Annotated in this window: 10 protein-coding genes and 1 tRNA gene; 4 read left to right on the top strand and 7 right to left on the bottom strand. The window is 39.0% G+C overall.

Annotation, left to right across the window (positions count from 1 at the left end; translation table 11 throughout):
- Nucleotides 1-37: 37 nt before the first annotated feature.
- The 4 genes from J8L71_RS12030 to J8L71_RS12015 all read right to left on the bottom strand — a co-directional run bounded on the left by J8L71_RS12030 (nt 38) and on the right by J8L71_RS12015 (nt 5,775).
- Entirely contained in the window at nt 38-1,027 is a 990-nt protein-coding gene (locus tag J8L71_RS12030) for a fatty acid desaturase (protein ID WP_211000734.1), read from the bottom strand.
- A 237-nt stretch (nt 1,028-1,264) separates the two neighbouring features.
- The gene (locus J8L71_RS12025; protein WP_211000733.1) at nt 1,265-3,697 is read right to left on the bottom strand and encodes an ABC transporter permease; all 2,433 of its coding nucleotides are present in this window, start codon (nt 3,695-3,697) and stop codon (nt 1,265-1,267) included.
- A gap of 81 nt (nt 3,698-3,778) precedes the next feature.
- A complete protein-coding gene (locus tag J8L71_RS12020) occupies nt 3,779-4,513 on the bottom strand; it encodes an ABC transporter ATP-binding protein (protein WP_282098398.1) in 735 nt (244 codons plus the stop codon).
- Nucleotides 4,514-4,524: 11 nt separating this feature from the next.
- A complete protein-coding gene (locus J8L71_RS12015) occupies nt 4,525-5,775 on the bottom strand; it encodes an HlyD family efflux transporter periplasmic adaptor subunit (protein ID WP_211000732.1) in 1,251 nt (416 codons plus the stop codon).
- Between the two features lie 355 nt (nt 5,776-6,130).
- On the opposite strand from J8L71_RS12015, the gene J8L71_RS12010 reads away from it, so the two are divergent.
- Both J8L71_RS12010 and J8L71_RS12005 read left to right on the top strand, forming a co-directional pair.
- Entirely contained in the window at nt 6,131-7,480 is a 1,350-nt protein-coding gene (locus J8L71_RS12010) for a sigma-54 dependent transcriptional regulator (RefSeq protein ID WP_211000731.1), read from the top strand.
- Nucleotides 7,477-8,760 carry an ATP-binding protein gene (locus J8L71_RS12005; RefSeq protein ID WP_211000730.1) on the top strand — a complete coding sequence of 428 codons (1,284 nt, stop codon included), beginning with the start codon at nt 7,477-7,479 and terminating at the stop codon, nt 8,758-8,760. Before J8L71_RS12010 ends, J8L71_RS12005 begins: the two co-directional genes overlap by 4 nt.
- A gap of 482 nt (nt 8,761-9,242) precedes the next feature.
- On the opposite strand, the gene J8L71_RS12000 is transcribed toward J8L71_RS12005, so the two are convergent.
- Nucleotides 9,243-9,327, bottom strand: a tRNA-Leu gene (locus tag J8L71_RS12000).
- A 282-nt stretch (nt 9,328-9,609) separates the two neighbouring features.
- Here J8L71_RS12000 and J8L71_RS11995 point away from each other — a divergent pair.
- Complete coding sequence (locus J8L71_RS11995) at nt 9,610-10,110, top strand: RDD family protein (RefSeq protein ID WP_211000729.1); 501 nt, start codon at nt 9,610-9,612, stop codon at nt 10,108-10,110.
- 88 nt (nt 10,111-10,198) lie between these two features.
- Here the strand turns inward: J8L71_RS11995 and lptG are convergent, their stop codons facing one another.
- Both lptG and lptF read right to left on the bottom strand, forming a co-directional pair.
- The gene (gene lptG / locus J8L71_RS11990; RefSeq protein ID WP_211000728.1) at nt 10,199-11,266 is read right to left on the bottom strand and encodes an LPS export ABC transporter permease LptG; all 1,068 of its coding nucleotides are present in this window, start codon (nt 11,264-11,266) and stop codon (nt 10,199-10,201) included.
- Nucleotides 11,263-12,375, bottom strand: a complete 1,113-nt coding sequence (gene lptF / locus J8L71_RS11985; protein WP_211000727.1) for an LPS export ABC transporter permease LptF — start codon at nt 12,373-12,375, stop codon at nt 11,263-11,265. Before lptF ends, lptG begins: the two co-directional genes overlap by 4 nt.
- A gap of 308 nt (nt 12,376-12,683) precedes the next feature.
- Between lptF and pepA the strand changes: the two genes are divergently transcribed.
- Nucleotides 12,684-14,195: a leucyl aminopeptidase gene (pepA, locus tag J8L71_RS11980; protein ID WP_211000726.1), complete on the top strand. Its 1,512-nt coding sequence runs from the start codon at nt 12,684-12,686 to the stop codon at nt 14,193-14,195.
- The last annotated feature ends 121 nt before the right edge of the window (nt 14,196-14,316 follow it).

The following is a 14,316-nucleotide window of genomic DNA, read 5'->3' as shown; positions in this document are numbered from 1 at the left end:
AATAGCAATGTAGAACCTCCCCTTATGTTGGGGGTAATTATTTAAATGCGTTAGCATTTTTTATGCTGTCAAAATCATTAAAGCGCACGTTGTGTTGTGCCATTACTTTAAGTATTTTCTCACTTAACATTTGACGTAAATAAAACGGCTGATTTGGCACAAAGTGATGAATGGTATGCGTTTTACCAAAATTAAAACAAAACAAGTGAAACGGCATAAATAAACGACTCGTTAGTACATGTGTTTGCTCTAGCATATTATTAACGCCGCCATAGTAATGCATGCTTGAGGTAACAAAATTAAGCGAGCTTGAGCGAATAATATTAGGCGCAATAAGTACGACCATTAAAAATTCAAACACATTCATTACACTTAATAACCAGGAAGGTGAATTTAGCGAAAGAGGTATAAATAAATCAACAATATGAAACACAATAACGCTGTATAAAATAGCAAAATACGCAGTCGCTATCGGAAACCCCGCATTAAAAACACGCAAAAAACTAAAGCCATTAATTTCTTTTCTAAAACGTTTAGTAGAAATAACTAACCCTAATAACCCATCTACAATAACTAGCGCACGTAAAAATGGATTTTTAATACCGTTCCCCACCAAGCGTTCTTCTAGGTCTTGTTGTGTGCCTGAGGTTTTGTGATGGTGTAAATGCATTTTACGTCGGTACCATGGGCTAATAGTATTTGGCCGCATTAACCATACTGTTAGCATCATAATATTATGCATAAACGGCTGGTTACTAAAGTATTGTTTATGTATAAGGTCGTGTTCTAACTCATGGGAAATAGACGCAGCTATAGCCGCAAGCACTATACACACCCAAGCAGGTATTATAGCCAAATAATATAAAACCCCAACGCCAATTAATGCACTAAGCGACAGCAATAAAATGATCAACCCTAAGGTATTTTGATGGGCAAGTAATGGATACTTTTGACGAAGTGATGCTTCCTCTGCCTTGATAGCTTTTACAATCGCTTGAATATTTTGCTTGGCAGTTAATTGGGTCATATATAATGTCTTAAAAAACCTAGTTGCGCAAATAATACCTGAATTAAGCGCAACATCGGAATAAAGTGGGAATAAAACTATGATGTATTGATCTATTACCAATAGCTCAATTATTTATTAGCATCCCAGTTCTTTGGGTTTTAGTTTTTAAGTGCAGCTATATTGCAGCAGCAACCACACCTAGAAACTAAATATTAGGGCTTGCTACCAATTTAAAAGCCATGCTGTACAAAAGTTTTAGCTTTCGCTTTGTATGCCTGAAATTGCTGGGCGCTTTAATTGTGTATTTAGAGGTAAGTAACATGCTATTGCCCCAAGAGTTACTACAAATATTAAGGTAGTAAGGAATAATACTAACTGAGTTAACGTAGGAACTGTATTAGCTATATTTTGTAATTGCTGTTGCAGTAAAAATAAAATACCAACACTTAATAAAACCCCTATTAAAATACCAGCGCCACTTTGCTTAAATACTAACAAAAATAAATCTAACGGTTTAGCGCCTATACACAAACGAATGCCAATTTCTGCACGTCGTAACTGCACTGAGTAACGCATAATACTCACCAAGCCAATGCTAGTTAATACTATTGTCGCAACAATTAACGCTATAGTCGTAGCTGATACAACGTATTGTCGAAATAATGCGGTATCACGCTGAGAATTTAGCGACTCAAGTTTATGCACCGAAATGCCCGCATCTATTTTTTGCAATAACGTATTAAGCGTTTGTTTTTTTAATTGTTGATTATTTTTAAGCTCTATAATAAATGAGCGATACCCTTCACGTGTCAAAAAGGCTTTAGGCTCTTTTAGTGCTTTACCAGGAATTGGCATCGCCTTAACAATACCTATAATTGTTAAATCGTTTTCACGACCAGATGTAATATCGAAACTTAAGCGCATTCCTAACGCATTACCATTACTTGATAACTGCTTGGCAAGTACATCATTGATAACTATTACATTAGCGTCACTTTTAACATCTTCAGCTGTAAAACTACGCCCTTGCAGAATAGGTTGTTTAAGTACTGAAAAATAATGCTCATCAACGGCTTTACCAAACGGTAGCACTTGTTTATTGTGCGTAACTTCAATGAGTGACCAAGTAATTAAATTATCATTGATCGGTGAGGATGAGCGGCTAATCTGAGCGACTTCTGGCAATAAAGCTATTTCATTAGCTGCTTGATTTAGTACTTGGTTTGCTTTTTCTCTGTTTGCTGATAAATAATTAGCTAAGTTAATTTCAACACTGGTTAGTTGCTTAATAGGCAGTGTGAAAGCTTCTTTTATATTGGCATTATTAACGTTAAAGATTAAAAGGTTAATAAATAATAAAGTACATGTAATTGCAACCTGAAATGCCACCAAACTTTGCCAAACACGCTTACTTACCTGTACAGTTTTGCCTTTTCCTGCTGACTTTAAGCCACCGATTAGTTCACGATAATTAATAATACGCGTACACAAATAGGCAAATAGAGTGCTCAGTATTAAACAGCTCAATACCGCAATAAGTACTGAGGCCATATTAACCGACAACTCGCTTGCTCGAGGTAATATGGCCTGCGCTAAATGACTCAACTCAGCCAAAATAACAGCTGATAGAGTAAGACCTATAAAGCTTGCACTTCCTATTAATAATACAATTTCAAGCCAAAATTGTTTAAACAAAATAAACCGTGTTGCGCCTACGGCAGCACTTAGTGCTAAGGTATGCTTACGCGCAGCTGTACGAACTATAAATACATTGCTAATGTTTACACACGCAATAATAACCAAACCTAGCACAGCTAAAATAAGCCAATAAATATTTTTCGGCGTTTCTTTTAATATTACATTTTGCAGTGGATTAAGCTCAAGCTGAATATGCCAACCGGCAAAAAATGCCTCTGTTATAATATGTTGCTGCCACACGTTATCAACATACTGAGATAGCTTTTTACTTGCTTGAACTCGATTTATATTACTTGGTAATTTAGCAACAAAATGGCTGTTTGAATAACGGTTCCACCAAAAAGGTTTGGCTTCTTCAGATGTTAGATTGTAATCCCAAGGCAGCCATATAGCCGTTTCTTGGCCTGTTTTGATAAGGGCTGGAGCTTTAAAATTGGCAGCAGCTACACCAATAATTTTAAATTGTTTCCCCCCTACACCCAGCTTTTGGCCAATAATATCTTCTTTAGCAGCAAAATCATTTATCCATGTTTGATAGCTGATCACTGCCACAGGATTAAAACTATCTAGCTTCTCTGTTTGGCTAAAACCACGCCCTAAATGTAACTTAATAGCAAATAAATCAAACCACTGCGGTGTTACAAATGATGTATTTACGATGGGCAAGCCAGCCACATCATCGAGGCGTTGTTGTGCGTAATACACCAAAGCGACTTGTTCAAATACGTTATGGTTTTTATACAAATCAATTAGCGCAGGGTAATTAAATGCACGTGTATTAAGCGACCCTGTTGAGTCTATTTGCGCATACTCAGCTTTAACTAACCGTGCTTGTTCAGGATAAGGCAGTGGCTTTATCAGCATAATATACGCAAGCGTAAGTACAGTAATTAACGCAGCCAAAACAATGCTCAAGGTTGCGACAACACTTACACTATAAATTTTATGTTGTTTAATATTGAGTAATGCATTTTTAAAATTGTAAGTCATTACTTCACTCCTTTGAGTAACTGATTAATCACGGTTTTTGTTTTAAATATTTTCATCTTATTCTCGCTGATAAAGAGCTACTTAAGCATTTAATGGCTCTTTTACCGCTATTTCACCAAGTAATTCACCATCAAGGAGTTTTAGCTGACGACTTGCCATATCGGCATAGCGAGGATCATGAGTTACCATGCAAATAGTTGTTCCCGCATTATTTAAATCAGTCAATATTTGCATTACTTGGTCACCCGATTTTGAGTCAAGATTACCTGTTGGCTCATCCACCAGCAAAATTGTAGGCTCTGCTACCAAAGCACGTGCTATGGCAACACGTTGTTGCTGACCACCTGAAAGTTGGCTTGGTTTATGGCTCATTCGATGTCCAAGCCCTACCTTTTCAAGACACGCTTTTACTTTTTCAGCAATCTCATGCTTGTTTGGTTTAGAGTGATGATAGCGAAGTGGCAATGCCACATTATCAAATACACTTAGTTCATCAATTAGGTTAAATGACTGAAAAATAAAACCTATTTTAGCGTTTCTAATGTCAGCAGCTTGATTTAGTTTAAGCTTAGAAACATTCACACCATCAATAAAATATTCACCACTCGTTGGCATATCAAGTAAACCTAGGATTGATAATAATGTTGATTTACCGCACCCTGATGGCCCAGATATAGACAAATATTCACCACTGTAAACTTTTAATTCAATACTGCGAAGCGCATAAGTTTGCAGCTCATCAGTTTCAAAAACTTTACTAAGTGCTTTCATTTCTAGCACGACACTTTTAAGAGCTTTATTTATTTGCTCTGCCATTGCATTCATCCTTAATTTATGTGAATTGTTTGGTTGGTTTGAGTAAGGTTGGCTAAATCTGAAATTATTAACTGCTGATCAGCAGCTACACCACCTAACACTTCAATATAACGTCCAGCTAAACGACCAAATTTCACTTTAACTAAACTAGCATCACCTGATATTGGGTTAAGCTGATATAGCGCAACTTCGGTATAGGGTTTAACGTTTGCCGGGCGCTCTATGAAGGTAACATTAGTGAGCTTTGCAACAATAATATTTGCATCAACACTTAGTTGCGGCCTCACGTTTTCGGGTAATATTTTAGGCAAAGCAAGCTCTACTTCTACCGTATTATTAACTATTACAGGGCTTATACGCGTAACACGCGCATCAACTATACCTCGGCGTGTATCTACTCGTGCAACTTGGCCTAAACGAATATCATCAACCTGATTTTGTGGAACTTGGATCAAAGCAATTAAGTTATCAACCGAGCCTATTAATGCAATTTCTTGCCCTGCGTTCACACTTTGCCCAAGCTCCACAGGTAAGCGCTGTAACACACCATTTATCCCCGCTTTTATCGACAAATTAGTAAGCTTTGTTTGTGACATAACAACAATCCCTTGCTGCTGTTTTATTTGCTCCAACTGAATACTTTGCGCCTCTTTATGCACTTCTTTTAATTGCTCTGCACGCTGCTTTGCAATAGCTAATTGCTGGCTAAGTTGTTGCTCATCAAGCACACTACGCTGGTAATTTAAGGTTGATACAATCCCTTGCTTAACAAGGGCTTCTTCTGCTTTTAATTTTAGTTTGGCATTTTCATACGCAGCATAACTTTGTGCCACATGGGAGCGCTCATTTAACAGCTCTCGCGTATTATTAAGCTTTGTTTGGCGCAAGTTCGCATTCAATTTATTAAGCTCTTGCTCAGCACTTTGTAACTGTTGATCGAGTTCAGGGTTTGCAAGTTGCACAATTACAGAGTCGCTACTGACAATAGCGCCAGGCTTTAATAAAATAGCTTTAACTGTCGCTGCTGTTTTAGCGGTAAGTAACTGCTGCTGTGCCGATTTTAATTCTCCATAACCCGTCACTGTAATGTCTAGCGCGCCTTGCTTTAGCGTTGCAACAATAATATTACTACGCGAAACGGATACTCCAGCTTGGTTACTTTGTTGATAAATAACCCCAATTATTACAATAACAGCTGCGGCTAAAATTAATTTTTGCCAAACAGCTAAAGCTTTTGTATTTGTTGTTTTTGCTATATCCATATTTCACTGCTTAATGCTTTGTATATGTAAGGTATAGCGAAACACGTGCCAACATTAAAAACTAAATAAATACATGAGATTAACGACAATATTACTTACTTTACTTAGCAAATAGCAGCAATAACGGACTCCTCAGTACCAATTTGAAACTCATAGCCCTAATTTTCAAAGTTATACTTTTATTAACCTCTTTGGCAGTGCCGAAATCGAACCAACACAGTCCGATTTCGGACTAATGCATGAGTATTTAGCCCTATTTAGTTATTAACATCTTGAAATTCAACAGATAAAATCACTGGCATAGAAATCGCTTTACGCTACAATAATTTAGCTTATCCCTTTTACTTGGAAGTTTATGCCTGCCACTATTTTGATCATCGAAGATAGCCCCGAAATTCGTCTAAGCGCGCGATTTATTTTAGAAGATAGTGGTTATCTGGTGCTTGAATGCAGCGATCCTTTTGAGGCACAAGCATTGCTTGAAACAGACCAGGCTGTGAATCTAATTTTGCTCGATATGAATTTCTCGCGCGATACAACGTCTGGTAATGAAGGAATGGCTTTTTTGCAGTATGTACAAAAAAAACAATTAGCGATTCCTGTTATAGCAATGACTGCCTGGTCAAGCGTTGACTTAGCTGTACGTGCAATGCAACAAGGGGCATGCGACTTTATTGAAAAACCTTGGCAAAATCAGCGGCTATTAAAGTTACTTCAGCAACAGCTAACACTTAATGATCTCACTAAGAAAAATAAAAAGTTACAGCAGCAATTAAACGATCATCCCTCGCAGCCTTTTATTTATAACTCAACAACAATGCAACAACTGATTGAGCAACTAGAAAAAGTAGCCAAAACTGATGCTAATATATTACTAACCGGAGAAAATGGCACAGGTAAAAGTCAGTTAGCCCAATGGATACATCAACAATCAGCTCGTAAAACTCAGCCTTTTATTGCAGTAAATATGGGCGCAATTGTAGAGTCGTTATTTGAAAGTGAAATGTTTGGGCATAAAAAAGGGGCGTTTACAGATGCTAAAAGTGAACGTATTGGTCGCTTTGAACTAGCTGAGAATGGTAGTTTATTTCTAGATGAAATTGCAAATATTCCGCTCCCTCAACAAGCTAAATTACTGCGAGTGCTTGAAAATCAAGAATATGAAATGGTGGGTGCAAGTTACACTAAAAAAGCTAATGTTAGGCTGATAAGTGCTACCAATGGGGATTTTAGTAAACTCATCGCTAGTAGCGCATTTAGAGAAGATTTATATTATCGATTAAATACGCTTGAATTTGTTATTCCGCCATTGCGAGAACGTGTAGAGGATATAATCCCGCTATGTGAGCACTTTATAAGTCATCACGCCAAAAAGTATAACCATAATTTAATAAAGCTTACTGATTGTGCCAAACTTGCATTATTACACTACTCTTGGCCAGGCAACGTACGCGAGTTAAGCCACGTTATTGAACGCGCAGTTTTATTAGCAACAACAGATACCTTAAGTGCAAGTCACCTTAACCTAAATAATAACCAAGCTAATAATACGCTACCATTAATGACCCTAGAAAGTGCTGAACGACAGCTCATTGATTTAGCACTAAAACAAACTCAAGGCCACATTCCTAACGCTGCGAAGTTATTAGGTCTGGGTAAATCATCTATGTACCGTCGTCTTGAAAAGTACGGCATTACGGTATGAAAGCACGCTGGCTTTTTAGCTCTTCATTAGAGCGTAGTTTAATAAGCTTTGCTGCACTAAGCGGTTGTTTATCTGCAATTGGTTGCTATTTTATTAGCCAATACTTTACCTTGTCGACAGCAAGTTCAGTCACAATTGCAGTGCTATTTTTAGTTATTTATTTTAAGTTGTTTATGAGTACTTATAACAAAGTTATAAGTAGCTTTAATCGTAACCATGCCCACCTAGATGCTATTTTGAATGAGGACTACAGCCAACTCGTTAAACCGAGCTACCAAGGCGGAAGCATCAACCGATTGCAGCAAAGCTTAATTACTTTAAGTGAAGAATTATTTAAAAAGAAATCACGTTATGATCAGCATGTATTTTTGGTATATCAGCTAATTGAGCACTTTAATGTACCAATAATGGTGCTCGATCAAAGCAATAAGCTGAGCTATGCCAACAACGCATATAGCGAATTTAAAAATACACCATGGCAAACTCTGCGCTACTCAAGCGCAGAGGCATTAGGGCTTATAAAGCATGATGCTCATTGGCAACTCAGCGATGCGATTACTGCGCAGCAATGGCAGATACGCCACAGTGAATTTATAGAGCAAGGCAGTTGCCATCAACTTATTGTAATGATTAATATCACCTCTGCTCTTCGCGAAAACCAACTACAAGCATGGCAGCAAATAATTCGCGTACTCGGCCACGAAATTCGTAATTCGCTTACTCCGGTAATTGGTATGGCCGAAAACCTCGCGGTAAAACTTACCGAGCCACGTCAGGCACAAGCGTTAAACGTAATAAGTGAGCGTTGTAATCACCTAAATGAGTTTGTAACCCGCTACGGTGATATAAATAAAGCCCTTTCACTCAACATTGTTACGATAGACAGTCAGGCTTTTTTTAATCAAGTATGCGCTATTTACCCTGATGTTGAGTTTACTCGTAGCATTAACTGCCCAACTTTTAATGCCGATCGTACATTTTTACATCAAGTAATTATTAACCTGATAAAAAATGCCATAGAAGCCAGTTCCTGCCCAGTTAAAATAGCATTGAAAATTGACACTCAAAACACGGTGAACTGCATTACTATTTCTGACAACGGACATGGCCTTGCAAACCCGGATAATATATTTGTGCCGTTTTACACCACTAAACAACAAGGCCAGGGCATTGGTCTCAGCTTTTGTCGTAACGTAATTGAGCAACACAATGGCAGTTTGAGTTTAGTAAATAGAGGTGACATCAAAGGCGCTGTAGCTACAATTTTACTGCCAATATAGTAGGTTTAAGCAACTATGATATTTCGTTTCGGTTCACTCTCACCCAGCAGGTAAACTATAGCTAATATTAGCGCCACTTCAGTGGTGCTCGAGTCCGCCCCACAAATTTTATTACGAATACTTAATTCATCCCTGAAGCAGTATCCATCGTTCATCCATGAACTCACTTCGAGTAACTGCGAAACTTCGTTTCGGTTCACTCTCACCCAGCAGGTGGGCTGTAACTGATATTAGCGCCACTTCAGTGGGCTCGAGTAAGCCTTCATAAATTTTATTACGAATACTTAATTCATCCCTGAAGCAGTATCCATCGTTCATCCATGAACTCACTTCGAGTAACTGCGAAACTTCGTTTCGGTTCACTCTCACCCAGCAGGCGGACTATAACTGATATTAGCGCCACTTGAGTGGCGCTCGAGTCCACCCCACTCAAATTTTAGGCATAAAAAAACCCCAACCAATCTGGTTAGGGTTATAAAAAGTGGTACCAGCGGGCGGACTCGAACCGCCACTCCTTTCGGAAGGGGATTTTGAATCCCCCATGTCTACCAATTTCATCACGCTGGCATCATTTTTCTTTAACCTTCTAAACAAGAGAAGATAAAGAAAAACCACTTTAGAGCTAAGGATTATTTATGTGCCTTCGTCTCTATGCAAAGCATTATACAAACAATAGGGGTAGCAGCAAGCACTTTATGACATTAGCATGATCAACCGCTTAACATTTAGCCACCTATTAACATTTTCAAAAGTGATTGTTAGGTTAAATAGTATCGCTAAACTATAGCGCTTAGTATTTGTAAGCTTTTTTGCTAAACTAGCGCGCACATTAACAGTGAGAGTATATTTATGTCTGGTGAGTTTCCACGCGCTGGTTTTTGGCGCCGTTTTGCGTCTTTAGTTTATGATACGTTAGCCATAATTGCGTTTGCCATGTTAACCGTTGTACTTTATTTATTTGCTGTACAAGGGCTTATTAGCCTTGATGTTATTAGTTTAAATGGCGCTGAGGATGTATCGGCACTTATTCAGGACTCGCTGTTGCTATCAAGTATACGAAGCGCCCTTTTGGTTATTGTTGCATTAGTATTTTTTGGCTACTTTTGGACTAAAAGCGGTCAAACCATTGGTATGCGCGCATGGCGCTTGAAGGTGCAAACCTTAGAGGGCAATTTAATTAGTTGGCCGCAATCTTTTATTCGCAGCGTTAGTGCATTGCTTGGTTTAGGCAATTTTCTGGTATTAGTTGATTTTAAAAACAAAAAAGCACTGCAAGATTATGTATCTAAAACTGAAGTGATTGCACTTACAAAAGAAGAAAATAAACGCATTTATCGCGAGCTTGATTAATACTAACTTAGTCAATGTAGTAAAGGCTTAAAAACAAAAAGGGTGACCATTTCAATTGGTCACCCTTTTTTAATGCCTAGCAATAATACTACACCCGCTTATTCATAAGATATGTAGCAAAACTTATAAATATAACACTCGGTAGCACTGCGCCAATAATTGCTGGTATTTGGTAAACCATAACCACAGGGCCAAATATTTCATTCGTTAGATGAAATACAATACCTGTCACCACACCCATAATAATACGTGCGCCCATTGTTACCGTGCGCAGCGGGCCAAATATAAACGACAGCGCCACCAGCAGCATAACTGCCACAGATACTGGCTGCATTATTTTTCGCCATAACGCTAACTCGTAAGTACTTGTGTCTTGCTCGTTCTGCTTTAAGTAGCCAAGATATGACCAGAGGCCTGTGAACGAAAGCGACTCAGGTTTTACCGAAACCACGCCTAACTTTTCAGCAGTTAATTGCGACGGATAAAACTCTTCTTCTATTTGTTCACTGCTGATTTTCTCATCCGTAATATGTACTTTATTTACATCACGTAAAAGCCAACCCTCATTACGGCTTACGGCCTCTCGAGCTTTTGTTATTTGCGTTAAATCTAATGATTTATCAAAGTGGTACATATGCAAACCGTTTAACTTTCCGTTTTGGTCTACATCTTCAATATTAATAAAGTTGTTACCATCTTTTGCCCATACACCTTTTTGAGCATTAAATACATCGCCCCCGTGTATTGCCTGGTTACGCATTTCTTTGGCATGCAACTGCGCCTCTGGCGCGCCCCACTCGCCTAAAGCCATCATGCATACAGCCATAAATACTGCAGTTTTCATTACTGAGCCAATAATTTGTAAGCGCGACATACCCGCTGCTTGCATAACTACCAGCTCACTATTTGAGGCTAGTGCGCCTAACCCAGTCAAGCCGCCTATCAGCGCAGCCATAGGGAAAAATATAACCAAATCACCGGGGATAGTGTACAACGTGTAAAGCAGTGCAGTCATCAAGTCGTAACTACCGCGTCCTACCGATTTTAGCTGATCGATAAACTTAATTAACGTACTAATACCTACCAGCACGAGCAATGCAAAACCTGTAGTTTGTAATATGCTTCGCCCTAAATACCAATCAAGAGTTTTCATCATGCGCTTAACTCCCTTTTAGTAATAACAGCTTTAAGCCAAACACCTAACGGGCGTCCTTTAATAATTAGTAAACTACCAATAAAGAGTGCACTTAAATGTATCCACCAAAGACCTATAGAAGGTGGGATTTTACCATCTTCTACGGCAAATTTAGCAGCATTAAGTAAAATGAAATACCCTAAATATAAGCTAATTGCAGGTACTAATTTTGCAAATTTACCTTGGCGAGGATTAACCACACTCAATGGCACAGCCAGTAAAGTAAGTAATGGAATAGAAAGCGGTATAGCAATACGCCATTGCCACTGAGCAATAGACTCAGAGGTGTTTAAAGCCAGTAATTGATTAGTGGGTACGGCTTCTAATTTACGGCGTTGGTGCTCTATTTCTTGTTCACGAATTTGCACACTGTAGCCGTCAAATTCGGTTAAATTAAGTGCAGGTGTTTTACCATCGGTTTCGTAGCGTTTACCATCTGTAAGCACAAGTTGTTGCTCGCCACTAATTGACTCTATAACGACACCTTGCTCGGCGTATACTAAGCGCGCTAGGTTGTCTTTTTCGCTGTCAGGCAGTTGTGCTACAAATACTTTATTTAACTCTTTGCCGCCCTTTTCAATATTATGAATAAACACAACGGCTTTTTCGTTACCGGTTTCTTGAAAACGCCCAGCTCTAAGCGCCGATAACCCGGCGTCGGCTTTAGCTTGTTCTTTTAATTGGTACTCTTGCTCGCTCGCCCACGGTGCAACATACATTGTTAATGCCGCGGCAAGTAAGGCTAAACCAACACTTGAAATTAGGGTTACTCGTACAACGTACCATTCACTCACACCACACGCTTTAAGAACGGTCATTTCGCTATCGGCGTAAATTCGGCTGTAGGCTAAAATAATGCCCAAAAATATACTTAGCGGTAAAATAAGCGAAGCTAATTGTGGAAGTTTGAGTGCAATCATAGAGAGCACTAGCTTAGCCGGAATGCTTCCCTCAGATGCGTCACCTAAAATGCCAACAAACTTTTGCGACACAAAAATGGTCATCAAAGTTAAGAATACGGCGACCTGCGATTTTAAAACCTCAGCGGTCAAATAACGGAAAATAAGCAATGCTCGCCCCTGTTAAACATGGAATTTCACTACAAAAGTGAGTGTTGAATAGTTAAATAGCTATTTTACCCAGTTAAAACTGGCAAATAGGCTATTATTATAAGCCATCAAAATTAATTATCCTACCTAAGTGCAGGATATAATGTTGCATTAGTGGCCCTTAAGCATATAAAGTTCAATTACACAGTAAGAGTCTAGTAAAGTCAGTTAAAATTAAAACTATCTCTACACAAGTTACGTAATTAAGACTAGAAAATAATTTTTTAGCCCCAATTTATAACTTAAATGACTCAAAATCAGGAGTAACAATGGAATTTAACGTAAAAAGTGGTAGCCCAGAAAAACAACGCAGTGCATGTATTGTAGTTGGCGTTTACGAGCCACGTAGGTTATCCCCCATTGGTGAACAACTCGATAAAATCAGTGATGGTTACATCTCAAATTTACTTCGCCGTGGTGACCTAGAAGGCAAACCAGGGCAAGTTTTATTATTACATCATGTACCTAATGTATTAAGCGAGCGCGTACTGCTTGTTGGTTGTGGCAAAGAGCGTGAGCTTGACGATAAGCAATATAAGCAAATTATTTCTAAAACAATTAACACCTTAAACGAAACAGGCTCGATGGAAGCGGTTTGCTTTTTAACAGAGCAACACGTTAAAGGTCGCGATACCTACTGGAAAGTACGTCAAGCAGTAGAAACAACACAAGATTGTTTATATACGTTTAACCAACTAAAAAGTAAAAAAGTAGACCCGCGTCGCCCACTTCGTAAAATGGTATTTAATGTGCCTACTCGTCGCGAACTTACTATTGGCGAAAGCGCTATTGAGCACGGTTTAGCTATTGCAGCAGGCAGTAAGCTATGTAAAGACGTAGCAAACATGCCACCTAATATTTGTAACCCTGCGTATTTAGGCGAACAGGCCCAAGAGCTGGCAACCAACTTTGATAATATTACTGTTGATATTGTTGGTGAAGAAAAAATGGCAGAGCTTGGTATGAACTCATACTTAGCAGTTGGCCGTGGTAGTGATAACGAATCTGTTATGTCTATTATTAACTACAAAGGCGCAAGCGATGACCAAGCGCCAATTGTGTTAGTAGGTAAAGGTTTAACGTTTGACTCAGGCGGTATTTCAATTAAACCTGGCGAAGCCATGGATGAAATGAAATACGACATGGGCGGTGCTGCAGGTGTTATTGGCGCAATGCGCGCATTAGCACAAATGCAATTACCGATTAACGTAATTGGGGTTTTAGCAGGCTGTGAAAACATGCCTAGCTCTAATGCATATCGCCCGGGTGATATATTAACAACGATGTCGGGGCAAACTGTTGAAGTACTTAATACCGATGCTGAAGGCCGCTTAGTATTATGTGATGCACTTACATACGTTGAGCGCTTTGACCCTGATACAGTAATTGACGTAGCTACGCTAACAGGTGCGTGTATCGTAGCCCTTGGCGCACATGCTACAGGGTTACTATCAAATCATAACCCGCTGGCGCATGACTTATTAAAAGCGTCTGAGCAAAGTGGCGACCGTGCATGGCAGTTACCACTGTGGGATGACTATCAAGATCAACTAGATAGCCCATTTGCCGATTTTACAAACTTAGGTGGGCGCTCTGCAGGAACAATTACCGCAGCGTGTTTCTTATCTAAGTTTACTAAAAAGTATAACTGGGCGCATTTAGATGTAGCCGGTACTGCGTGGCGCAGTGGCGCTAAAAAAGGCGCAACTGGCCGCCCTGTTCCTATGCTTACTCAATATTTATTAAATAGAGCCGGTATAAGTGAAGCCGCTCAAGATTAAACATACTCATTAAAAAGCTACTTATAAGGCGCCATTTGGCGCCTTATTTATTTGTGTATTAATTGAAGCAAACCCGGTTATATGGCAAAATCTGCCTCTTAATTTATGTGTATCAAATTGG

It is taken from the genome of Pseudoalteromonas sp. MMG007 (assembly GCF_018100985.1).
GTDB lineage: Bacteria > Pseudomonadota > Gammaproteobacteria > Enterobacterales > Alteromonadaceae > Pseudoalteromonas.
This window is presented reverse-complemented; position numbering and strand designations above follow the sequence as displayed.

What these genes read in the sequence shown, in the direction of transcription:
- J8L71_RS12020 (WP_282098398.1), bottom strand. Translation starts at nt 4,513, where the DNA reads ATGGCAGAGCAAATAAATAAAGCTCTTAAAAGTGTCGTGCTAGAAATG.
- pepA (WP_211000726.1), top strand. Translation starts at nt 12,684, where the DNA reads ATGGAATTTAACGTAAAAAGTGGTAGCCCAGAAAAACAACGCAGTGCA.
- J8L71_RS12025 (WP_211000733.1), bottom strand. Translation starts at nt 3,697, where the DNA reads ATGACTTACAATTTTAAAAATGCATTACTCAATATTAAACAACATAAA.
- J8L71_RS12015 (WP_211000732.1), bottom strand. Translation starts at nt 5,775, where the DNA reads ATGGATATAGCAAAAACAACAAATACAAAAGCTTTAGCTGTTTGGCAA.
- J8L71_RS12030 (WP_211000734.1), bottom strand. Translation starts at nt 1,027, where the DNA reads ATGACCCAATTAACTGCCAAGCAAAATATTCAAGCGATTGTAAAAGCT.
- lptG (WP_211000728.1), bottom strand. Translation starts at nt 11,266, where the DNA reads ATGATGAAAACTCTTGATTGGTATTTAGGGCGAAGCATATTACAAACT.
- J8L71_RS11995 (WP_211000729.1), top strand. Translation starts at nt 9,610, where the DNA reads ATGTCTGGTGAGTTTCCACGCGCTGGTTTTTGGCGCCGTTTTGCGTCT.
- J8L71_RS12005 (WP_211000730.1), top strand. Translation starts at nt 7,477, where the DNA reads ATGAAAGCACGCTGGCTTTTTAGCTCTTCATTAGAGCGTAGTTTAATA.
- J8L71_RS12010 (WP_211000731.1), top strand. Translation starts at nt 6,131, where the DNA reads ATGCCTGCCACTATTTTGATCATCGAAGATAGCCCCGAAATTCGTCTA.